This is a genomic window from Amorphus suaedae (assembly GCF_053629675.1).
Genome location: NZ_JBRJIT010000002.1, coordinates 965,902 through 987,468, shown reverse-complemented (window position 1 = coordinate 987,468; position 21,567 = coordinate 965,902). Strand labels below are relative to the sequence as shown.

Sequence of the window (21,567 nt, the reverse complement as noted above, 5' to 3'; positions counted from 1 at the left end):
GCGGTATTTGATCCGAACCCGGCATGCCGTTTGCGCGCAACCTGCCGGGCTGCCATCATTTTTACTTTCGGGGACGCGCCGCCGGCGCGAGGATGCCAGCGAATCGCGCCGCCCGCGCAACAGACGCGGACGGCCAGTCTTGAAGGATCCGACGATGGCCTCTCAGCGCGACAATGCGCCCCTCGCGCGTTCCGCAATGGCATATGTGCTGGCCGGCGGTCGCGGCAGTCGCCTGCTCGAACTGACCGACCGGCGGGCGAAGCCGGCTGTCTATTTCGGCGGCAAGACCCGCATCATCGACTTCGCGCTCTCCAACGCGGTGAATTCCGGCGTGCGCCGCATCGCGGTGGCCACCCAGTACAAGGCCCACAGCCTGATCCGCCACATGAACCGCGGCTGGAACTTCTTCCGGCCGGAGCGCAACGAGGGCTTCGACATCCTGCCCGCCAGCCAGCGCGTCGCCGAGGATCGCTGGTACGCCGGCACCGCCGACGCGGTCTACCAGAACCTCGACATCATCGAGTCCTATGCGCCCGAATACCTGATCATCCTGGCCGGCGATCACGTCTACAAGATGGACTACGAGCTGATGCTCGCCCAGCACGTCGACCTCGGCGCCGACGTGACCGTCGGCTGCGTCGAGATCCCGACCACCGAGGGCTCGGCGTTCGGCATCATGCACGTCGACGACAAGGACCGGGTGGTGTCGTTCGTGGAGAAGCCGGCCGACCCGCCGGAGATCCCGGGGCAGCCCGGGCGGTCGCTCGCCTCGATGGGCATCTACGTGTTCACCCGCGAGTTCCTGTTCGAGCAGCTCAGGGCCGACGCGGCCGACCCGACCTCGGGTCACGACTTCGGCAAGGACATCATCCCCAAGCTGGTCGCCGACGGAAACACCTGGGCCCACCGCTTCGAGGCGAGCTGCGTGCGCTCGGGCGCCGAACGCTCGGCCTACTGGCGCGACGTCGGCACCATCGACGCCTACTGGGAAGCCAACATCGACCTGACCGAGATCGTGCCAGAGCTCGACCTGTTCGACCGCGACTGGCCGATCTGGACCTATTCGGAGCTCACCGCGCCGGCCAAGTTCGTGCACGACGCCGGCGAGCGCCGGGGCACCGCGATCTCCTCGCTGGTGGCCGGCGGCTGCATCGTCTCCGGCGGCATGGTGCAGCGCTCGCTGCTGTCGTCCCACTGCCACGTCCACTCCTTCGCCAGCGTCTCGTTCTCCGTGGTGCTGCCGGAGGTCGACGTCGGCGAAGGCGCCCGCATCGACCGGTGCGTGGTCGACCGCGGGGTGAAGATCCCCGACGGGCTCATCGTCGGCGAAGACCCGGAAGCGGACGCCCGCCGCTTTCGCCGCACCGATCGCGGTATCTGCCTGATCACACAGCCGATGATCGATGCCCTCGGCAGCTAAGGCGCCCCGCCCCGCCCCGGCCCGCTCCCGCAAGCCAGCCTCCACCCGGAAGGTTGCGCAGGAGGGCGCACGTCCGGACGACGCTCCCGCCGGCCCGCCGCTGCGGCTGCTGGCGGTGGCCTCGGAGATCTTTCCGCTGATCAAGACCGGCGGGCTCGCCGACGTGGTCGGCGCCCTTCCGGCGGCGCTGGCGGAAGAGAACGTGGCGGCGCGCACCCTGGTGCCCGGCTACAGGGCGGTGATGGATGCGCTCGACGGCGCCGAGACGGTGCTCGACCTCGCGGCCACCTTCGGCGCCGGCGCGCGGGTCCTGTCCGCCACCGCGAGCGGGCTCGACCTGCTGGTGCTCGACGTGCCGCAGTTCTTCGACCGGCCCGGCGGACCCTACGCGCAGCCCGGCGGCGGCGACTGGCCCGACAACGGCGTGCGCTTCGGCGCGCTTGCGCGCGCGGCCGCGCTGATCGCACACGGCGCCATCGAGGGATACCGGCCCGATGTCGTCCACTGCCACGACTGGCAGGCGGGACTGGTGCCGGCCTACCTGCACTTTTCAGATCGGCCGTCGCCGCCGTCGGTCGCCACGATCCACAACATCGCCTTCCAGGGCCAGATGCCGCGCGAGATCCTCGGCGCCCTGGCGCTTCCGCCGGAGGCCTACGGCATGGAGGGCGTCGAGTACTACGGCTCGATCGGCTACCTGAAGTCGGCGGTGCGGCTCGCCGACCGGGTGACCACGGTGTCGCCGACCTATGCCCGCGAGATCCGCACGGCGGAGTTCGGGATGGGGCTGGAAGGGCTGATCCAGGCCCGCGGCCGCGACGTGACCGGCATCCTCAACGGCATCGACCTGACGGTCTGGAATCCGGAGACCGACGCCACGCTCGCCTCGCGCTTCGGAAGGACGACGCTCGCCCGAAGGGCACCGAACAAGCCGGAGCTGCTGACGCGCTTCGGACTGGATCCGGAGAGCCGGAGGCCGCTGTTCGGGGTGGTCAGCCGGCTGACCTGGCAGAAGGGCCTCGACCTTCTCGCCGAGGCGCTGCCGACGCTCCTGGCCCTCGACGCCGACCTCGTGGTGCTCGGCTCCGGCGATCCGGCGATCGAGCAGGCGTTCCGCGCCGCCGCCGAACGCCACCCCGACCGCATCGGCGTCCAGCTCGGCTACGACGAGGCGCTCGCCCACCAGATCCAGGCGGGCGCCGACGCCCTGCTGATCCCGTCGCGGTTCGAGCCGTGCGGGCTCACCCAGCTCTGCGCGCTACGCTACGGGGCGATCCCGGTCGCGGCGCGCGTCGGCGGCCTGAGCGACACCATCATCGACACCAACGAAATGGCGCGCCAGGCCGGCATCGGCACCGGCGTGCTGTTCTCCCCGGTCGGCCGGGAGACGTTCGAGCAGGCCCTTGCGCGCACTTGCGAGCTGTATCGTCTGCCCCATGTGTGGCGCAGGATGCAGTCGAACGCCATCCGCACCGATGTCGGCTGGGGCGCGCCCGCACGCGCCTACGCCGACCTCTACCGCACACTCCTTTCCTCCTCGGCAGCCCCATCGACATGACCGTTTCCTTCACCGTGCATCCCGGCAAGCCCGAGCCGCTGGGCGTCACCGTCGAGCCCGGCGGACTGAACGTGGCGGTCGTCGCGCCGGACGCGGAGGCCATCGAGATCGTGCTGTTCGATGCCGACGGACAGGCGCAGGTGGGGTCCGCCATCCTGCCGGCGCGCCGGGCCGGCATCCACCACGGCTTCCTGAAAGGCCCCGGCGCCGGTACCCGCTACGGCCTGCGCGCCTACGGCCCCTACGCGCCGGAACGCGGCCTGCGCTTCAATCCCGCGAAGCTGCTGGTCGACCCCTATGCGCGCGCCCTCGACCGGCCCTTCGTCCACGATCCCTCGCTGTGCGGGACGGCGGAGGACGGCAGCCTCGATCCGCGCGACACCGCCGACCTCGTACCGAAGGCGATCGCCACGGCGCCGATCCGCGCGACGCCGCGTCCGTTCGCCGTGAACCGTCTGGAGAAGCCGCCGCTCGTCTACGAACTGCACGTGAAGGGCTTCACCCGCACCCACCCGGCGATCCCCGAGGCGCAGCGCGGCACCATCGCCGCACTTGCCCACCCGGCTGCCATCGACCACCTCACCGGGCTCGGCGTCACCACCGTGGAACTGATGCCCATCATGGCGTGGATCGACGAGCGCCACCTGCCGGCGCTCGGGCTGACCGACTACTGGGGTTACAACACCATGGCGTTCATGGCGCCGGACCCGCGACTGGCGCCCGGCGGCATCGACGACGTGCGCAAGGCAGTTGCGGCGCTGCACGCCGCCGGCATCGAGGTCATCCTCGACATCGTGCTGAACCACACCGGCGAGAGCGACGAGCGGGGCGCCACGCTGTCGTTCCGCGGCCTCGATAACGCAGGCTTCTACCGCCTCGATCCGCACGACCAGGCGCTCTACGTCAACGACACCGGCTGCGGCAACACCGTGGCTCTGGACCGGCCGGCGCCGCTGCGGCTCGCCATGGACGCCATGCGCTACTGGGCGATCGCGGCGGGCGTCGACGGCTTCCGCTTCGATCTCGCCACCACGCTCGGCCGCCGCATGAGCGGCTTCGACCCCGAGGCACCGCTGTTCCAGGCGATCGAGCAGGACCCCATCCTGCGCGGCCTGAAGATGATCGCCGAGCCATGGGACATCGGCCCGGGCGGCCACCGGCTGGGTGCGATGCCGCCGCGCTGGTCGGAGTGGAACGACCGATACCGCGACACCGTGCGGCGCTTCTGGCGCGGCGAGGACGGCATCGTCGGCGACCTGGCCACCCGCTTGACCGGTTCGGCCGACATCTTCGCCGACGCCCGGCGGCCGCCATCGGCGAGCGTCAACTTCATCGCCGCCCACGACGGCTTCCCGCTGGCCGACATCGCTGCCTATGCCCACAAGCACAACCACGCCAACGGCGAGGGCAACCGGGACGGCCACGGCGCCAACTACTCCTGGAACCACGGCATCGAAGGGCCGAGCGACGACCCCGACGTGATCGCCGCGCGCGACCGCGACGTCGCCAACCTGCTGGTGACGCTGTTCGTTTCGCGCGGGCTTCCGATGCTGTCGATGGGCGACGAGCTGGGCCGGACCCAGCACGGCAACAACAACGCCTACGCCCAGGACAACGAGACCGCATGGATCGACTGGACAGACGCCGACGCGGCCCGGATCGCCCTCGTGAGCAAGCTCTCCGACCTGCGACGTCGCCATCCGGCGCTGAGGACCGACGCCTATCTGAGCGGCCATGCGGTCGACGAGCGCGGCCTGCCCGACATCGAATGGCGCACCGTCGCCGGCCACGCCATGGAACAGGGCGACTGGGAGAACCCGGCGACCCGCAGCCTCGTGGCGATCGCCTATGCCGCGACCGGCGGCGCCAGCGGCGGCGACCGCGTGGCGATCGCCTTCAACGCCGGGGACGCGGCACTGACCGCCACCCTGCCGCCGCCCCGCGACGGCCACGGCTGGCGCCTGGTGGTCGACACCGACGCCGCCGACCGGATCGCGGCCCGCGATCTGGAGGGCGTCAGCTTCACCCTTTCCGGCCGGAGCGCGGCGATCGTGGTCGAGGCCGCCGAACGCGGCGGGCGGACGCTCTCCTCGGGCGCGCGGGCGGCGGAACCCCGGGTTCTCGACCGGCTGTCCGAAGCGGCCGGCATCGCGCCGGAATGGTTCGGCGTCGTCGGCGACCGCCACGTGGTGAGCCCGGAAACACGCCTGGCGCTGCTCGACGCCATGGGACTGCCGGCCTCCACCAACGAGGCGGCCCACGCCAGCCTCGCCGTGCTGTCACGCGCCGGCGCACGGCGCCCGCTGCCGCCACTGGTGGTGGCCGAACCAGGCACGCGGGGGATCGTCGCCATTCCCCGCGACGCGAGCGGACGGCCGCCCCGCGCGCTGCACCTGCGGCTGGAAGACGGGGCCGAGGAGATCGTGCCGATCCCCCTCGACGCGCCCCAGGACGAGATCACCGCGCCCGACGGCGGCACCGTGCGGCGCACGCTGGTGCGGCTGCCGAAGCTGCCCTTCGGCGACCACCGGATCCGCCTCGACGAGCGCGAGGAGCGGGAAGCCACTGCCCGCCTGATCGTGACGCCGCGCGCGTGCTACCGGCCGCCGGCGCTGGAAGGAGGACGTCGGTTCGGGCTGCAGGCGAACCTCTACAGCCTGCGCCGCGACGGCGACCAGGGTGTCGGCGACTTCACCACCCTTGCCCGGCTCGGCGCCGACGCCGGCGCGCTGGGGGCGGCGGCCGTCGGCATCAACCCGCTGCACATGCTGTTTCCCGGCGACCGCGAACGGGCGAGCCCCTATCACCCGTCCGACCGGCGCTTCCTGGATCCGATCTACCTGGACCTCGACGCCCTGGCCGACCTGCCCTCCGAGGCGCGGCCAGAGCGGCCGCACACCCGGCTGATCGACTACCCGGCCGTGTGGGCAGCAAAGCGCACCGCGCTGGAAGCCGCATTCGACCGCTTCCGCCACCGCCCGACGGACGACGAGCAGCGGCGCGCCTTCGAGGCGTTCCTGACCCGGCGCGGGCGGCCCCTGATCTCGTTTGCCACCTACCAGGTGATCGCGGAGGACCGGGCCGGCGTGCCATGGATGCGCTGGCCATCGCACCTGCGGCGGCCGAACGCCGCCGGCATCGGCGAGATCCAGTCGCAAAATCCCGGCCGCGTGCTGTTCCACTGCTGGCTGCAATGGCAGGCCGAACGCCAGTTCGAGGCCGCCGCCCGGCACGCGTCGGACGCCGGGCTGTCGATCGGTATCTACCGGGATCTCGCGGTGGGAAGCGCGCCCGACGGCGCCGAGACATGGGCGGAGCAGGACCATTTCGCCGACCGGGTGTCGATCGGCGCGCCGCCGGATCCGTTCTCGGCCGAAGGCCAGGTCTGGGCGGCCCGCCCGCCGATCCCCCACCGGATGCGCGACGTCGGCCACCGGCCGTTCTCGGCGCTGCTTTCGGCGAACATGCTGCACGCCGGCCTGCTGCGGCTCGACCACGTGATGGGACTGTCCCGGCTCTACTGCGTGCCGGAGGGAGCCCCGGCCGCCGACGGCGCCTATGTCGGCTACCCGCTCGACGAGCAGCTCGCGGCGCTGTCGCTGGCGAGCCACCGGCACCGCTGCGGCGTGGTCGGCGAGGACCTGGGAACCGTCCAGGAGGGACTGAGCGAACGCCTGGCCGAGGCGGAGGTGCTGTCGACGCGGGTGGTGTTCTTCGAGCGCGAGATCGGCGGCGGCTTCAGCCCGCCGGCCGGCTACAAGGCGCGGGCGGCGACGTGCGCCGCGACCCACGATCTGCCGACCATCGCCGGCTGGTGGTGCGGGCGGGACCTCGACATCGCGACCGGGCTCGGGCGGATTTCCGACCCGGAAGCGGCGCACACCGGGCGCCGTGGCGAGCGGGAGGCCCTGCTGACCGCCCTTGCCCACGCCGGCATCGCGACGGCCGGCCTGCCGGACGCCGACGACACCGCCCCCGCCGCGGCGGCCCTCACGGCGCTGGTGGATGCGGTGCACACGTTCCTGGAGGAATGCCCGTCCGACCTGGTGCTGCTGCAGACCACCGACCTGGCCACCGAGACCGATCCGGTCAACGTGCCCGGCACCGACCGCGAGTGGCCGAACTGGCGCCAGCGGCTGGATCACGCGCTGACGCGGGCCGAGCTTTCAGCCCGGCTGCCGGAGGCCTACCGGGCGCGGGGGCTGACGACGGCACCCGCCGCCCGGCCCCCGGAGCCCGAGGCGCCTACTTCAGGGCCTGAAGAATAGACACGTAGTTGGCGACCGCCGCGCCGCCCATGTTGAAGATGCCGGCGGTCTCGGCGCCCTTCACCTGCATGTCGCCGGCCTCGCCGGCGAGCTGCATGGCGGTGACCACGTGCATCGACACGCCGGTGGCGCCGATCGGATGACCCTTTGCCTTGAGGCCGCCCGACGGGTTCACCGGCAGCCGGCCGTCCATGTAGGTGGTGCCCTCTTCCAGGACGCGCGCGCCCTGGCCTTCCGGCGCCAGCCCCATCGCCTCGTACTCGATCAGCTCGGCGATGGTGAAGCAGTCGTGGGTCTCCACGAAGGAGAGATCGTCGAGGGTGAGGTTGGCGCCGCCGAGCGCCCGCTTCCAGGCCTCCGCGCAACCCTCGAACTTGACGATGTCGCGCTTCGACATGGGCAGGAAGTCCTGCACGTGGGCGCCGCCGCGGAAGGCGACGGCCTTCTTCATGCCGAGCGCGGTGGTCGAATCGGCGAGCACCAGCGCCGCCGCGCCGTCGGAGACGAGCGAGCAGTCGGTGCGCTTCAGCGGGCCGGCGACGAACGGGTTCTTCTCGCTCTCGGCGCGGCAGAAGTCGTAGCCGAGATCCTTGCGCATCTGGGCAAAGGGATTGGCGACGCCGTTCTTGTGGTTCTTGGAAGCGATCTTCGCCAGCGCGTCCGACTGGTCGCCGTAGCGCTGGAAATAGAGGTCAGCAATCTTGCCGAACACGCCGGCGAAGCCGGCCGGCGTATCGCCGTCCTCCGGCAGGTAGGAGGCCTTCAGCAGGTTCTGGCCGATCTCCGGGCCGGGCGTCCTGGTCATCTGCTCGACGCCGACGACGAGCACGATGCGCGCCGCCTTCGCGGCGATCGACTTCAGCCCCTGATGGACGGCGCCGGAGCCGGTGGCGCAGGCATTCTCGACGCGGGTGGTCGGCTTGAAGCGCAGATCGGGATGGGCCTGAAGCACCAGCGAGGCGGTGAAATCCTGGGGCGAGAAGCCGGCGTTGAAATGGCCGAGCACGATCTCGTCCACGTCACGGGGCTCGACCCCCGCATCCGCCATCGCCTGGGTGGCGACCTGGACCACGAGGCTTTCGACGGTCTCGCCCTCGAGCTTGCCGAACTTCGAGTGGGCCCAGCCCACGATTGCTGAACACATGCACGTCACTCCTGGAGCCCCGCCCCCGCAGCGAACCGGCGCGGGAGGATGCTCACCTGCTGATACTGACAGCCTGCCCGAGCGGACGGTGTGGCCACCCGAACGGACAAGGCCCTCGACGTTTCCTGGATGGCCGGCGAACCCCGCAGCCTCGACCGGACCGCTCCCATCGAGGCGTGCGCACCGTCCGCCAACCCATGTTGTCACCAGAACATGGCGCCCGGATGCGGAAAGAGCAATCCAGTCGGGCATCTGACGACCGCCGCAGCGACCTTCGGCCGCCGCGGGCGCGGCCGTCAGATGCCGGTGGTGGGCGCCGTCCCCGGCGTGGTCGGCGGCGTGCCGGGCGTGTTCGGATTGATCGGCGTTTCCGGCACGGTCGGCGTCGGCGTCGGCGCAGGAACCGGCTGGACGTCGATCACCGGCGGCGGCGTCGGGGTGGGCTCCGGCGTGGGCTCCGGGGTCGGTTCCGGCGTGGGCTCGGGCGTCGGCTCCACGACCGGTTCGGGCGCGGGCTGCGGCGGCTCGTAGCTCTCGATCGCGTCGCGCCGGTTGAGCTGGTCGACGTTGTCACGCGACGGGTCCTGGACGTAGCGCGGCAGGTCGTCGAGCTGCAGGTGCCAGCCGTAAAGCGGGAACGACACCGGCCCGATGATGCGCCGCAGGCTGCCGTCCCAGCGCCGCGGACCGTCGATCCGACCGCCGGCCTGGATCAGCAGATAGGTGCCGGGGCGCACGATGCCGACGCATCCCTGCGACGAGCAGACGTCGGTGGCGCCCTCCTCCAAGAGGACCACGACGTAGCGCGGCCGCACGAAGATATCGAGGATGGTCCCGCGCACGCCGATCGTCGCGACGGGGGTCTTGATGGTGTAGGACTGCGGCCGCGACGAGCCGGACACGAAGCGCAGCGCGCCGCGGGCGATCTCGACGGTGACCTCGCTGGCGCGCCCGCCGCCGGCATAGACGAAGCGGTCGAGCACGACCGCCGAGCTCGGGCCGATGTTGAGGCTGGTCTCGTCGAGGAACAGGACCTGGGTGTTGGACTTGCTGCCGGTGGTGATGGTCTCGTCGCGAAAGACGCCGTCACCCACCGCCAGCGTTCGGTTGCGGCCGCCAGCGTTGCCGCTGACGTCGCGCACCACCGTGGAGGCGACGCCGATCCCGTCGTCGGCAAGCGCCCGTCCGGCCCCCGATGCCGCCAACGACATGGCCAGCGCCAGGGCACATCCGTGCAGTCGTCCCGACAGTCGGCTGGGATCACGCATCGCGGCAGCGCTCCTCGTCGTGGCGAAGACCCGGCGGGCAGGCGGTTCACGGCCGCCGATGGCCTCGACCGGCCTCGATCTGGTCCAATATTGCAACGTCGCATGCGAAAGTCGTGTGATTATCGTCACGCGTTGAGTCTTTTTTTGCCCGCGCTGCTTCGTTGCGGGGTGTGCGGCAGCCGGAAAGTCAGTAATCTTTCCGCGTTCAACCCGTTCCGTGAAAGCGACGATCTTACCGGTCTCGTCCATGGGGAACAGAAACGCCGATGCAGCGTCGATTTGGTGAGATAGTCGGTCGCGTTGCTTTGGCGCTGGCGTTCCTCGGCGGCCTCGGCCCGGCGCTCGCGGCGGCACCGGCCGGCGAGCCGGACGAGATGGGCGCCCTGTTCCGGCAGATCCTCGCCAACCCCACCGACACCGAAGCGAACCTTGCCTACGCGCGCGCCGCCGAGCGGCGGGGCGAAAAGCGCAAGGCGCTGGCCACCTACGAGCGCGTGCTGCTCAACGATCCGGGCAACCAGGCGGCCCGCGAGGGGCTCGTCCGCATCCGCCGGGCGATCGAGCCGTCCTGGACCAACATCACCCTGTCGACGGGCGTCGGTTACAACTCCAATCCGCTGCAGCGGCCCGACACCACCAGCCGACCGGACAGCGTGTTCGGCCTGATCGACGCCCGCTTCCGCGACGAGCGGCCGCTCGGCTGGTGGCGCTGGCGCTCCGAATTCGCCGCCGGCGGCGTGCTCTACGATCGCACCAGCTCCATGAACACCGGCTACGTGCTGGGCTCCGTCGGCCCGCTGATCCCGGTCGCGAGCCGCTTCGCCGCGCGGCCGATCGCCATCGCCGGCTATCGCTGGCTCGACGGCACCGACCTCTACGGGGAGATCGGCGGCGGACTGGAGCTCGAGGGCCGCTTCCAGGGCGCGGTGCAGGCGCTCAGGCTCGCAGCCGTCTACCGCGACTACGGCGAGGACTGGTCGTCGGACACCGGCCCGGTGGTGGACCTGGAGGGACGCTTCTCGTTCCCCGCCCTGCTGTTCGGCTCAGATGCGCTGTTCGTGCGGCCGCGGGTGCGCTGGTCGGATGTCGGCTCGGTGCCGACGCCGTTCCTGCCGACGCGGTTCGAGGCCGGACGCTACTGGGAGATCGGCGGCCGCGTCGATTACCGCGTCTCGGTGACCGACTGGGCGACGGTGGGCGTCGGCATGGGGCTCTACCAGCGCTGGTTCTCCGACGCGCCGACGGCGGGTGGCGACGATCGGGAGGACACCTATTTCGCGCCGGGCGCCAACATCGCTTTCACGAACCTCCTGACCGACAGCGTCGACCTGCAGGTGGACTACGTCTATCAGGTCCAGACCTCCAACGACGCCGCGCGCGAGTTCGACGCGCACCTCGTGATGGGCCGGCTGGTCGGGCGGTTCTAGCTCATGGAGAGCGCGCCCCGGCGCAGACGCCTGAGGCGAACGGACCGGCGCGCGCGGATCGCGGTCGCGCTGGTAGCATTGGCGATCATGGCCGGCGCGCTATCGGTCCGCGTCGCCGATCCGTCGCTGCTCTCCCACCTGCGCAACCTCGCGTTCGACGAGTACCAGCGCCTCGCCCCCCGCCCCTACGATCCGGACCTGCCGGTGCGCATCGTTGCCATCGACGAGGCCTCGCTCGATTCCATCGGCCAGTGGCCGTGGCCGCGCACCCGCCTGGCCGAGATCGCGGCGCGGCTGACCGAGGCCGGCGCCGCCGCCGTGGCGTTCGACCTGGCGCTCTCGGAACCGGACCGGACGAGCGCCGCCACCGTGCTGAAGCGGATGCCGGAGAGCGCCGCGCGCGACCAGCTGCTGCGGGGTCTACCGGCCGAAGGCGACAGCGACCGCGTGCTCGCGGAGACGCTGGCCGGGGTGCCGGCGGTGCTGGGCCTCATCCTGACCAATGCCGCGCCGAAGGAAGCGGACGTTCCGGCGAAGAGCGGCTTCGCCAGCGCCGGCGACGACCCGAAACCCTTCCTGCCGCATTTCCCGGCGGTCACCGCGCCGCTGGCCGCGCTTGAGGCGAGCGCTTCAGGACTTGGCGCGATGAACTGGATCCCGGACCGCGACCAGATCATCCGCTCGGTGCCGCTGCTGTTCGTCATGGGCGAGACCATGGTGCCTGGGCTGGCGGCCGAGGCGCTCCGCGTGGCGCAAGGCGCCTCGACCTATGTCGTGCGGGCTTCCAACGCCAGCGGCGAAACGGCGTTCGGCGAGCCGACGGGCGTCAACGCCGTGCGGATCGGCGCCCTCACCGTCCCCACCGACGCGGCCGGCGCGGTCCGGATCCATTATTCGGCATCGACCGACGCGCGCTACCTGTCGGCCGGCGCCATCGTCGACGGCAGCTTCGACCCGGCCGCCGTGGCCGGCCGCATCGTGCTCGTAGGCGCCACCGCCCCGGGCCTTCTCGACCTGCGCGCGACGCCCCTCGAAGCGGCCGTGCCAGGCGTCGAGATTCATGCCCAGCTGCTGGAGCACATCCTGTCGGGCACGCGGCTGCAGCGGCCCGACTGGGCGAGCGGGCTGGAGACGGTGGCCTTCGTCCTTCTCGCCGTCGTCATCGCGCTGTCGGCGGCCTACCTGCCCGTGCGGGTGAGCTCTTCCGTCGGCGTGCTGGGCATCGCCGGCTGGTGCGGCGCGAGCTGGTTCGCCTACAGTGCCGACGGGTTGCTCCTCGACCCGACGTTCCCCGCGATCTCGGCCGCGGCGGTACTGTTCGCCACGGTCGGCTATGTCGCCTTCCGCGAGGAGCGCGGCCGCCGCGAGATCCGCTCCGCCTTCGGCCGCTACGTGGCGCCGGGCCTTGTCGAGGAACTCGCCCGCGACCCGGACCGGCTGCGGCTCGGCGGCGAGATCAAGGACATGACGATCCTGTTCACCGACATGCGCGGCTTCACCACCGTGTCGGAAGGCATGGACGCGGAGCGGCTGACGGCCTTCGTCAACGCGTTCCTGACGCCGCTCACCGACACGATCCTCGCCAACCGCGGCACCATCGACAAATATATCGGCGACGCGGTGATGGCGTTCTGGAACGCCCCGCTGGACGACGCCGACCATGCCCGCCACGCCTGCCAGGCCGCCCTTGCCATGCTGCGGGCGATCGACGGCTTCAACGCCGCGGAGCACGGCTATCCGCCGGTGGCGATCGGCATCGGGCTCAACACGGGTGCCTGCTGCGTCGGCAATCTCGGCTCGGAACGGCGCTTCGACTATTCGGTGATCGGCGACGACGTGAACGTCGCCTCGCGCCTCGAGGGACAGACAAAGGCCTACGGCGTGCCCATCATCGTCGGCGAGCGGACCGCTCAGGCGGTGCCCGACTTCGCGCTGATCGAGTTCGACCGGGTGCGGGTGAAGGGCAAGACCGTGCCGCTCAGCCTGTTCGCCGTGCTCGGAGATGCGGAGGTCGCCCGCGCGCCGGGGTTCCTGGGCCTGAAGGCGGCGGCCGGCCGGCTGACCGAAGCCTATCGGGCGGGAGCGTTCGGCGACGCGGCCGCAGCCCTTGGCGACCTGGAAAGCGCCGACAGCGCCGGCGTGTTCGCCACGATCATCCACATCTACCGCACCCGGCTTGCCGACCACGCCGGGCGACCGGCGCCCGCGGGCTGGACCGGCATCCACGACCTCGACAAGAAGTAGGCGGGCCTATTCCTCCGTCGGCACGGTATAGGCGAGCGGCAGGCGGCCGCCGTCGGCGTAGACGGTCTGGCCGGTGATGTAGCTGGCCTGGTCGGAGGCGAGGAAGGCCACCACCGCGGCGATTTCCGACGGATCGCCGATGCGGCCGAGGGGAGTGCGCGCCAGGATGCGGTCGCGGGCGTCGTCCTGGTCGACGACTTTCTCCAGCATCTCGGTCATGATCGAGCCGGGACCGACGGCGTTGACGCGGATGCCGTAGGGCGCGAGCGCCAGCGCGGCGACCTTCGTGAGCTGGTTGATGCCGCCCTTCGAGATCGAATAGGGGACCTGGTCGGGCAGTGCCACGACGGCGTTGATGCTGGACATGTTGACGATAGAGCCGGGAGGCCCACCCGCCTCGATCTGCTCGACCATCTGGCGGGCCACCGCCTGGGCGACCAGGAACGAGCCCTTCAGGTTGACCCGCAGCACCCGGTCGAAATCCTCCTCCTCGACGTCTAGGAAATCGGCTCCGAAGACGATGCCAGCGTTGTTCACCAGCACGTCGATCCGCCCGAAGGCATCGATCGTCTCGGCGATCAGGTTGCGCACGTCGAGGCGCTCGCCGACGTCGCAGGCAACCGCCACGACCTCGCCCATGGACTTCAGCTCGGCGGCGGCGGCATCCGCCGCCTCGTCCTCCACGTCGGCCAGAACGACACGGGCCCCTTCGGCGAGAAACCTGCGCGCGACGGCGTAGCCGATCCCGCGCGCGCCGCCGGTGACGATCGCGACCTTCTTGTCGAGCAGCATGGCTGGAGCCGTCCCTGTTTGATCTGGAGCGCCTCCGGCCGCAGGGCGGTATCCGCCCGGCGGGAAGTCGCTCTGACGCGGGACCGGTGCGCGTGCGCGGGAGATCCCGCGGCAGAGCGAGCCGGCCGATTGCTACAAGCCAGCTGACCCGTCCCGTGTTCCCCGGTCCGGGCGGCTGTGCGAGCCCGCACGGTGCCTCATGCCCGCACCATGTTCAATGGCCGCCGCGGCCGCGTCAGCCGCCGGACGCGCGTCCGACGCCCCGCCCCCGGATCGCCGCCTCGATTTCGTCGAGGATCGCCGGATCGTCGATGGTGGCCGGCATCTTGTAGTCGGCGCCTTCCGCCAGCGAGCGCATGGTGGCGCGCAGGATCTTGCCCGACCGCGTCTTCGGCAACCGCTCCACCGTGATGACCAGCTTCAGGGCGGCGACCGGGCCGATCTGGTCGCGCACCCGCTGGACCAGTTCGCGCTCGATCTCCTCGCGGCTCTGGGTGATCCCCGACTTCAGCACGACGAAGCCGCAGGGCACCTGACCCTTCAGGCTGTCGGTGACGCCGATGACCGCGCACTCGGCGACGGCGGGATGGCCGGACAGCACCTCCTCCATCGCCCCGGTCGACAGGCGGTGGCCGGCGACGTTGATGATGTCGTCGGTGCGCGACATGATGAAGACGTAGCCGTCCTCGTCGACATAGCCGGCGTCGGAGGTCTGGTAGCTGCCGGGGAAGGCCTCGAAGTAGGCGCGGCGGAAGCGCGCCTCGTCGCCCCACAGCGTCACCAGGCAGCCGGGCGGCAGCGGCAGCGTGACCACGATGTTGCCGAGCGTGCCGGCCGGCACCGGCTGGCCGTCGGTATCGACGACCTTCACATCGTAGCCGGGCATGGCCACCGTTGGAGAGCCGAGCTTGACCGGCAGCGGCTCGATGCCCATCGGGTTGGCCGCAACCGCCCAGCCGGTTTCCGTCTGCCACCAGTGATCGATCACCGGCACGCCGAGCGCCTGGCCGGCCCACTGGATGGTGTCGGGGTCGGCGCGCTCGCCGGCGAGAAACAGCGTGCGGAAGCCCGACAGATCGTAGTCGGCCACCAGCTTCGCTTCCGGGTCCTCCTTCTTGATGGCCCGGAGCGCCGTTGGCGCGGTGAACAGCACCGCCACCCGGTGGTCGGAGATGACCCGCCAGAAGGCGCCGGCATCGGGGGTGCCCACGGGCTTGCCCTCGTAGATCACGGTGGTGCAGCCGAACAGCAGCGGCGCGTAGACGATGTAGGAATGGCCGACCACCCAGCCGACGTCCGAGGCGGCCCAGTACACCTCGCCCGGCTCGACGCCGTAGACGTTCTTCATCGACCAGGCGAGCGCCACCATGTGGCCGCCGGTGTCGCGGACCACGCCCTTCGGCTGGCCGGTCGTGCCGGAGGTGTAGAGGATGTAGAGCGGATCGGTTGCGGCGACCGCCACGCAGGGGACGGTGCGCCCGGCGGTCTCCGCCGCCTCGACCAGCGCGGTGAGGTCGAGGTCGCCCGGCTTGTCGAGGGTGGCGCGATGGACCTCGCGCTGGTGCACGAGGACGCGCTCGGGCTTGTGGCGCGCCTCGGCGATCGCCGCATCGACGAGCGGCTTGTACTCGACCACCCGCCCGGGCTCGATGCCGCACGAGGCGCAGACGATCAGCTTCGGCGTGCAGTCGTTGATGCGGGTGGCCAGTTCGTGGGCCGCGAATCCACCGAACACCACCGAGTGGATGGCGCCGAGGCGGGCGCAGGCGAGCATCGCCACCACCGCCTCGGGGATCATCGGCATGTAGATGATGACCCGGTCGCCCTTCTCCACGCCCTGGTCCATCAGCACCGCGGCGGTCGCCTCGATGTCGCGCAGCAGCTCGGCGTAGGTGATGGTGCGCTTGCTGCCGGTGACCGGGGAATCGTAGATGATCGCCGCCTGGCCGGGGCGCCCGCGCGTCACGTGGCGGTCGACGCAGTTGTAGCAGGTGTTGCAGGTGCCGTCGGGGAACCAGCGGCCGTAGGTGCCGAGCGACGCGTCGAATGCGGTCTCCGGCGGCCGGATCCAGTCGATGGCGTCGGCCGCCCGGAGCCAGAACCCTTCGGGGTCGGCGCGCCAGCTTTCGTAGACGTCGCGATAGCCGTTTTTTGTCATGGCTTTTCCTCCCCGGAAACGTTCCGCGACCTCGGAGAATGGGTTAGACCTTGTCCCGCTGACAAGGACTTCCGGACATTCGCCGGTCGCTCCAGTGCATCCCACTCGCCGGTGACACGGTTCGTTGCCGGTCCGCCTTGCCACAGATCAATTGCGGCGGCGTTTCCGGCCCGCCGCTTCCCTCACGCCCGCGTCGCAGGCCCGATGATCACCGATCCCTTCTTCTATCTCGCCGCCATTCCGGCGGTCATCTTCGTGGGCATTTCCAAGGGCGGCTTCGGCGGGTCCATCGCGATCCTCGGCGTGCCGCTCATGGCGCTGGCGATCTCGCCGATCCAGGCGGCCGGGATCATGCTGCCGATCCTGATCCTGATGGATTTCATCGCGGTCGCCTCCTACTGGGGCGTCTACGACCGCAAGGTGCTGCTGATGACGCTGCCGGGGGCGCTGGCCGGGCTCGCCGTCGGCTACCTGATGGCCACCACCGTCGACGAGGCGCTGGTGCTGCTGATCATCGGCGTGGTCGCGGTGGCGTTCTCGCTCGACCACTGGCGCAAGCGGTTCCTGGTCCGCGCCGCGCCGCGCAAGGCCGAGCACAGCTTCGTCAAGGGATCGGTGTGGGGGCTCGCGGCCGGCTTCACCAGCTTCATCAGCCACGCCGGCGGACCGCCGTACCAGATGTACACGATCCCGCTGGGGCTGGATAAACGCATCTTCGCGGGCACCGGAGTGATCTTCTTCTTCACGCTCAACACCGTGAAGCTCGTGCCCTACTTCCTGCTCGGGCAGTTTTCCGCGGCCAACCTGTGGACCTCGGCAGCGCTGCTGCCGGTCGCCGTGCTGGCGACGCTGTTCGGCGTCTGGCTCGTGAAGATCGTCCCGCAGGAAACCTTCTACAAGATCCTCTACGTGGTGGTGTTCCTGGTGGGGCTGAAGCTGATGGGCGACGGCATCGTTGGACTCACCTGAGCGAACGGCTCAGGCCGCGCCCCGCTGGGACGCCATCGCACGGGTTTGACGCACGATCACCGGCCGATCGGCAATGCAGGCGGGAGCGACCGCCGCGGAGATCCCGAGCAGGGACCCTTGCCGGTCTGGCACGTGCTACTCGCCACGGCGCCGCCGTCGTCGACGGCGACACCGATGGGCCGGTGGTGCGGGGATTGGTCCGATCTGTCGTGAACAGGCGGATCGACCGCAAGCTCCGTTTGGGTGGAAGGCCGCGCGCCTACGCCTGGGCGTAGACGGGGCCGTCGCCCGCTCGGAGCCGGTTGATCTCGTCCTTGAGAGCAAGTTTGCGACGCTTGATGGATGCGACTGTGAGGTCGTCGGTGGCGGGCTGCATCATTGCGGTGTGCAATTCGGATTCCAGCGCGGCATGGCGGCGTTCGAGTTCGGCCACATGCGATTCCATCGTCATCGTTTGCCTCCCGAAAGAGCGTTGTCGACTGTCGAAGTGTGACACAGACCAGCGTGGCCTGTCTCTTAGACTTGGGCACCAAATCGGGCGATGGAAGGGTAGCCGGAGAAGAATCTGCTCCAAACTGACATGCATCCCCGGCGGGGCACCGCGACGGCTCCCAAGACGGGGGTTTTTCGTGGTACAAGCGAGGCCAGCGCCCGCGCGGCCTTGCCGCACGGGCGTTTGAATGTGGGGGCCGTCGGCGGGAGTTTGTCGACCATGAGTGACGAGGAAGCCGAGGCTGCACGGCAGGAACTGATGCGCCTGAAGATCGAGCATCAGGACCTCGACGCGGCGATCGCGGCGATGAACCTGCAGGGCATCGGCGACCAGATCCAGATCCAGCGCCTGAAGAAGCGCAAGCTGCAGCTCAAGGACCGGATCTACCAGATCGAGGACATGCTCTACCCCGACATCATCGCCTGATCGTTTCCCCTCCGATCGCCCTCACGGGTCGGTCCGGATACCCGATCACGAACCCCGGACTCCGCGCCCCGCACCCGCTTTCGGTCTTTGGTCGGAATGGTTCGGGTGGGCCGCGCACCTTGCTTATGACGCCCGCCTTCGCTAAATCGCGCGCTTCCCGCAGGGCATGATGCTCCTGCCGCCTTTTCGTGACGGCGCCTCCGCCGCCCGCTCGACCACACCAGAGGAGCCCGTCCTCCATGGCATCCGCAACGCCGCCGGTCGCGATCATCATGGGCAGTCAATCCGACTGGGCCACGATGCGCCATTGCGTCGAGACGCTGGAGGCGCTGGGCGTCGGCTACGACGCGCGCATCGTCTCCGCCCACCGTACCCCGGAGCGGATGTTCGCCTTCGCCCGGGACGCCAAGGGCCGCGGCGTGAAGGTGATCATCGCCGGTGCGGGCGGCGCCGCGCACCTGCCGGGCATGACGGCCGCGCTGACCACCCTGCCGGTCTTCGGCGTGCCGGTGGAAAGCCGCGCGCTCTCCGGCGAGGACAGCCTGCTGTCGATCGTGCAGATGCCGGCCGGGGTTCCCGTCGGCACGCTGGCGATCGGCCGGGCCGGCGCGGTCAACGCCGCCCTGCTCGCCGCCTCGGTGCTGGCGCTGTCGGATCCCGAGCTGGACGAACGGCTGGAAGAATGGCGCGCCGACCAGAGCGCCGCGGTCGCCGAGGTCCCGACCCGCGATGAGTGAGGCACACGCGGCGCGCACGCTCGCCCCGGGCGACACCATCGGCATTCTCGGCGGCGGCCAGCTTGGCCGCATGATCGCGCTGGCGGCCGCCCGCTTCGGCCTCGACTGCCACATCTTCTGCCCCGACCCCGACAGCCCGGCCTTCCGGGTGGCGAAGGCCGCGACCATCGCCGACTACGCCGATGTCGACGCCCTGGAGGCATTCGGCGCCGCCGTGGACGTGGTCACCTACGAATTCGAGAACGTTCCGGCGGAGACGCTGGCGGTGCTGTCGCCCCTGGTGCAAATCCGGCCCGGCACGCGCTCGCTCTCGGTCTCCCAGGACCGGCTGAGCGAGAAGACGTTCCTGGCGGAGGCCGGCGTGCCGATCGCCGATTTCCGCCGCATCGATGCGGAGGCCGACATCGCGCCGGCGCTGGCAGAACTCGGCGCGCCCGCGATCCTGAAGACCCGCCGCTTCGGCTACGACGGCAAGGGCCAGACCACGGTGTCCGACGCCTCCGACGCGGCGCGGGCCTGGCGGGAGATCGGCGGTGCGCCGGCCGTTCTGGAGGCGCGGGTGCCGTTCCGGATCGAGTGCTCGGTGATCGTGGCACGCGGCGCGGCCGGCGACGCGGTGACCTACGACATCGCCGAGAACGCCCACGAGAACCACATCCTGAAGTTCAGCCGGGTACCGGCCGGCATTTCGGCGAGGACCGCGGAAGCCGCCCGCGCGCTGGGCCTGCGCGTCGCCGAGGCGCTCGACCACGTGGGCGTGCTGACCGTTGAATTGTTCGTCATCGGCGACGGCGCGGATGAGACCCTGATCGCCAACGAGATCGCGCCGCGGGTGCACAACTCGGGCCACTGGAGCGAGGACGCCACCGCCGCCTCCCAGTTCGACAACCACGTGCGCGCGGTCGCCGGGTGGCCGGTCGCCGACCCGGTCCGCCACGCCGACGTGGAGATGGAGAACCTGATCGGGGCCGACGCCGACCGCTGGGCGGAGCTTCTCGCCGAGCCCGGCGCGCGGCTGCATCTCTACGGCAAGCACGAGGCGCGCCCCGGTCGCAAGATGGGCCACGTGAACCGGCTGAAATCGCCCCCGCGCGGGTGATCCGCCCGCCCGGGAGCGTGGACAGCGGACCGGCGATCTGATACCAAACCCATCCTGTCGGCTGGACGCCGACGTCGGTCGCGATTCCGATACGGGGTTCGCGATCTTGTTTTTTGTGCCTCGGACAACGGGGCACGCGGCCGTGGACGGGCCAATGCGTCCGACCCGAGAGCAAATCCGTGCTCCTGCGCGGCCGTTGCTCACGTATTTGGAAGACGATCACCCTGCCCGCACGCAGCCTGAACGGCCAGTCGGGAGGGTCAGCGTAGACGGAAACAGGGCAGATACGTGCAGATTATCGTTCGTGACAACAACGTCGAACAAGCGCTCAAGGTTCTCAAGAAGAAGATGCAGCGCGAGGGCATCTTCCGCGAGATGAAGATGCGCGACCACTACGAAAAGCCGTCGGAAAAACGTGCGCGCGAGAAGGCCGAGGCCATCCGCCGCTCCCGCAAGCTGGCCCGCAAGCAGGCCCAGCGCGAAGGTCTGCTTCCCGGCGCGAAGCGATAGTCCTTTCAGGACCCCCGGCCGTCCAGCAGCGGCCGGACCCGGCGGAGGGTTTCCTCCGCCTTCTCACGTGACAAGGCGTTTCGGCAATGGGATGGACAAGACGCGCCACCGCGTCATCCACTCTTAGGAGTGTTGGCCTCGCCGGACGGGGACTTATCCTGGCCGGAGCGGCCCTCGGCCTGGCCGCGTGCCAGTCGTCCGGCGGCGGCAGTTCCACGGGCGTGATCGATCCGCGTGCCGGCTCGGCGGTCAACATCCAGTCGCTGACGACGGTCGTGCAAGCCAACCCGCAGGACCCGACCGCCTACAACATCCGAGGAACGGCCCACGGTCAGGCCGGCGACAACCGCGCGGCGCTGGAAGACTTCAACGCCGCGATCCAGCTGAACCCGCGCTATTATCAGGCCTACGCCAACCGGGCACTCGTCTACCGGCGCATGGGCGAGCTCAACAACGCCCTCGCCGACTACGATTCCGCGCTGGCGATCGAGCCGAACTACGACGTTGCCCTGATCGGCCGCGGCAACCTGTTCCGCCAGAACGGCAACTACGACCGCGCCCTGCAGGACTTCAATACCGCGATCCGCGTCGATTCCTTCGATGCCCGCGCCTTCCACAACCGCGGCCTGATCTTTCAGGCGCAGGGGCAGCACCAGCGCGCCATCGAGGACTTCGCCACCGCGATCGGCCTGGGGCCCAACAATCCCGAGCCCTACAACGGCCGCGGCGTCTCCTACCTCGCCGTCAACGACATCGACTCCGCGCTGGACGACTTCAACCAGGCGCTCGCCCTCAACCGGAACTACGCCGAGGCGTGGGCCAACCGGGGCCTGGCGCTGGAAGCCAAGGGCGACCGCAACAAGGCGCGCGCCGCCTTCAGCCGGGCGCTCACGATCGAGCCGGGCATGGAAACGGCGAAGGCCGGCATCCGCCGCCTCGACACCGGCAAGCCCCCCGTCATCGCCGGCTGACGCGCTGAAAGGGCGGCAAGCCGCCCTCCCCGAGCACATACGAAAAAGCCCGCGGCCGGATGGCCGCGGGCTTTCGTGTTTCG

At 70.3% G+C, this 21,567-nt stretch carries 16 protein-coding genes; 11 read left to right on the top strand and 5 right to left on the bottom strand.

Features of this window, described 5'->3' with window-relative positions; genetic code table 11:
* The first annotated feature begins 154 nt into the window (after nt 1-154).
* The 3 genes from glgC to glgX are packed head-to-tail and all read left to right on the top strand — an operon-like array spanning nt 155 to nt 7,246.
* Complete coding sequence (gene glgC, locus AB7M35_RS18270) at nt 155-1,420, top strand: glucose-1-phosphate adenylyltransferase (protein ID WP_453961848.1); 1,266 nt, start codon at nt 155-157, stop codon at nt 1,418-1,420.
* Entirely contained in the window at nt 1,404-2,978 is a 1,575-nt protein-coding gene (glgA, locus tag AB7M35_RS18265; RefSeq protein ID WP_453961847.1) for a glycogen synthase GlgA, read from the top strand. Before glgC ends, glgA begins: the two co-directional genes overlap by 17 nt.
* On the top strand, nt 2,975-7,246 hold the full coding sequence (gene glgX, locus AB7M35_RS18260) for a glycogen debranching protein GlgX (protein WP_453961846.1): 4,272 nt from the start codon (nt 2,975-2,977) through the stop codon (nt 7,244-7,246). The genes glgA and glgX overlap by 4 nt, the downstream gene beginning before the upstream one ends.
* Here the strand turns inward: glgX and AB7M35_RS18255 are convergent.
* A complete protein-coding gene (locus AB7M35_RS18255; protein ID WP_453961845.1) occupies nt 7,224-8,390 on the bottom strand; it encodes an acetyl-CoA acetyltransferase in 1,167 nt (388 codons plus the stop codon). The two genes, glgX and AB7M35_RS18255, sit on opposite strands and share 23 nt — an antisense overlap.
* A gap of 296 nt (nt 8,391-8,686) precedes the next feature.
* On the bottom strand, nt 8,687-9,658 hold the full coding sequence (locus AB7M35_RS18250; protein WP_453961844.1) for a FecR family protein: 972 nt from the start codon (nt 9,656-9,658) through the stop codon (nt 8,687-8,689).
* A gap of 266 nt (nt 9,659-9,924) precedes the next feature.
* On the opposite strand from AB7M35_RS18250, the gene AB7M35_RS18245 reads away from it, so the two are divergent.
* A complete protein-coding gene (locus tag AB7M35_RS18245; RefSeq protein ID WP_453961843.1) occupies nt 9,925-11,085 on the top strand; it encodes a tetratricopeptide repeat protein in 1,161 nt (386 codons plus the stop codon).
* A gap of 87 nt (nt 11,086-11,172) precedes the next feature.
* Nucleotides 11,173-13,329, top strand: a complete 2,157-nt coding sequence (locus tag AB7M35_RS18240; protein ID WP_453961842.1) for a CHASE2 domain-containing protein — start codon at nt 11,173-11,175, stop codon at nt 13,327-13,329.
* A gap of 6 nt (nt 13,330-13,335) precedes the next feature.
* Here the strand turns inward: AB7M35_RS18240 and AB7M35_RS18235 are convergent, their stop codons facing one another.
* A complete protein-coding gene (locus AB7M35_RS18235; RefSeq protein ID WP_453961841.1) occupies nt 13,336-14,121 on the bottom strand; it encodes an SDR family NAD(P)-dependent oxidoreductase in 786 nt (261 codons plus the stop codon).
* 235 nt (nt 14,122-14,356) lie between these two features.
* A complete protein-coding gene (locus tag AB7M35_RS18230; protein WP_453961840.1) occupies nt 14,357-16,384 on the bottom strand; it encodes a propionyl-CoA synthetase in 2,028 nt (675 codons plus the stop codon).
* Between the two features lie 99 nt (nt 16,385-16,483).
* On the opposite strand from AB7M35_RS18230, the gene AB7M35_RS18225 reads away from it, so the two are divergent.
* Nucleotides 16,484-17,248, top strand: coding sequence for a sulfite exporter TauE/SafE family protein (locus AB7M35_RS18225; RefSeq protein ID WP_453961839.1), 765 nt, complete (start codon nt 16,484-16,486; stop codon nt 17,246-17,248).
* A 259-nt stretch (nt 17,249-17,507) separates the two neighbouring features.
* Here AB7M35_RS18225 and AB7M35_RS18220 read toward each other — a convergent pair whose 3' ends face one another.
* Complete coding sequence (locus AB7M35_RS18220; protein ID WP_453961838.1) at nt 17,508-17,699, bottom strand: YdcH family protein; 192 nt, start codon at nt 17,697-17,699, stop codon at nt 17,508-17,510.
* A gap of 261 nt (nt 17,700-17,960) precedes the next feature.
* On the opposite strand from AB7M35_RS18220, the gene AB7M35_RS18215 reads away from it, so the two are divergent.
* The 5 genes from AB7M35_RS18215 to AB7M35_RS18195 all read left to right on the top strand — a co-directional run bounded on the left by AB7M35_RS18215 (nt 17,961) and on the right by AB7M35_RS18195 (nt 21,484).
* The gene (locus AB7M35_RS18215; protein ID WP_453961837.1) at nt 17,961-18,167 is read left to right on the top strand and encodes a YdcH family protein; all 207 of its coding nucleotides are present in this window, start codon (nt 17,961-17,963) and stop codon (nt 18,165-18,167) included.
* Nucleotides 18,168-18,406: 239 nt separating this feature from the next.
* The gene (gene purE / locus AB7M35_RS18210; RefSeq protein WP_453961836.1) at nt 18,407-18,904 is read left to right on the top strand and encodes a 5-(carboxyamino)imidazole ribonucleotide mutase; all 498 of its coding nucleotides are present in this window, start codon (nt 18,407-18,409) and stop codon (nt 18,902-18,904) included.
* Complete coding sequence (locus AB7M35_RS18205) at nt 18,897-20,003, top strand: 5-(carboxyamino)imidazole ribonucleotide synthase (RefSeq protein ID WP_453961835.1); 1,107 nt, start codon at nt 18,897-18,899, stop codon at nt 20,001-20,003. The genes purE and AB7M35_RS18205 overlap by 8 nt, the downstream gene beginning before the upstream one ends.
* Nucleotides 20,004-20,291: 288 nt before the next feature.
* The gene (gene rpsU, locus AB7M35_RS18200; protein ID WP_453961834.1) at nt 20,292-20,513 is read left to right on the top strand and encodes a 30S ribosomal protein S21; all 222 of its coding nucleotides are present in this window, start codon (nt 20,292-20,294) and stop codon (nt 20,511-20,513) included.
* 221 nt (nt 20,514-20,734) lie between these two features.
* Nucleotides 20,735-21,484: a tetratricopeptide repeat protein gene (locus tag AB7M35_RS18195; RefSeq protein WP_453961833.1), complete on the top strand. Its 750-nt coding sequence runs from the start codon at nt 20,735-20,737 to the stop codon at nt 21,482-21,484.
* Nucleotides 21,485-21,567: the final 83 nt, after the last annotated feature.

Bases quoted from the DNA above. Each gene is read 5' to 3' on its own strand.
- glgC (WP_453961848.1), top strand. From the start codon at position 155: ATGGCCTCTCAGCGCGACAATGCGCCCCTCGCGCGTTCCGCAATGGCA.
- glgA (WP_453961847.1), top strand. From the start codon at position 1,404: ATGCCCTCGGCAGCTAAGGCGCCCCGCCCCGCCCCGGCCCGCTCCCGC.
- glgX (WP_453961846.1), top strand. From the start codon at position 2,975: ATGACCGTTTCCTTCACCGTGCATCCCGGCAAGCCCGAGCCGCTGGGC.
- AB7M35_RS18255 (WP_453961845.1), bottom strand. From the start codon at position 8,390: ATGTGTTCAGCAATCGTGGGCTGGGCCCACTCGAAGTTCGGCAAGCTC.
- AB7M35_RS18250 (WP_453961844.1), bottom strand. From the start codon at position 9,658: ATGCGTGATCCCAGCCGACTGTCGGGACGACTGCACGGATGTGCCCTG.
- AB7M35_RS18245 (WP_453961843.1), top strand. From the start codon at position 9,925: ATGCAGCGTCGATTTGGTGAGATAGTCGGTCGCGTTGCTTTGGCGCTG.
- AB7M35_RS18240 (WP_453961842.1), top strand. From the start codon at position 11,173: ATGGCCGGCGCGCTATCGGTCCGCGTCGCCGATCCGTCGCTGCTCTCC.
- AB7M35_RS18235 (WP_453961841.1), bottom strand. From the start codon at position 14,121: ATGCTGCTCGACAAGAAGGTCGCGATCGTCACCGGCGGCGCGCGCGGG.
- AB7M35_RS18225 (WP_453961839.1), top strand. From the start codon at position 16,484: ATGATCACCGATCCCTTCTTCTATCTCGCCGCCATTCCGGCGGTCATC.
- AB7M35_RS18220 (WP_453961838.1), bottom strand. From the start codon at position 17,699: ATGACGATGGAATCGCATGTGGCCGAACTCGAACGCCGCCATGCCGCG.
- AB7M35_RS18215 (WP_453961837.1), top strand. From the start codon at position 17,961: ATGAGTGACGAGGAAGCCGAGGCTGCACGGCAGGAACTGATGCGCCTG.
- purE (WP_453961836.1), top strand. From the start codon at position 18,407: ATGGCATCCGCAACGCCGCCGGTCGCGATCATCATGGGCAGTCAATCC.
- AB7M35_RS18205 (WP_453961835.1), top strand. From the start codon at position 18,897: ATGAGTGAGGCACACGCGGCGCGCACGCTCGCCCCGGGCGACACCATC.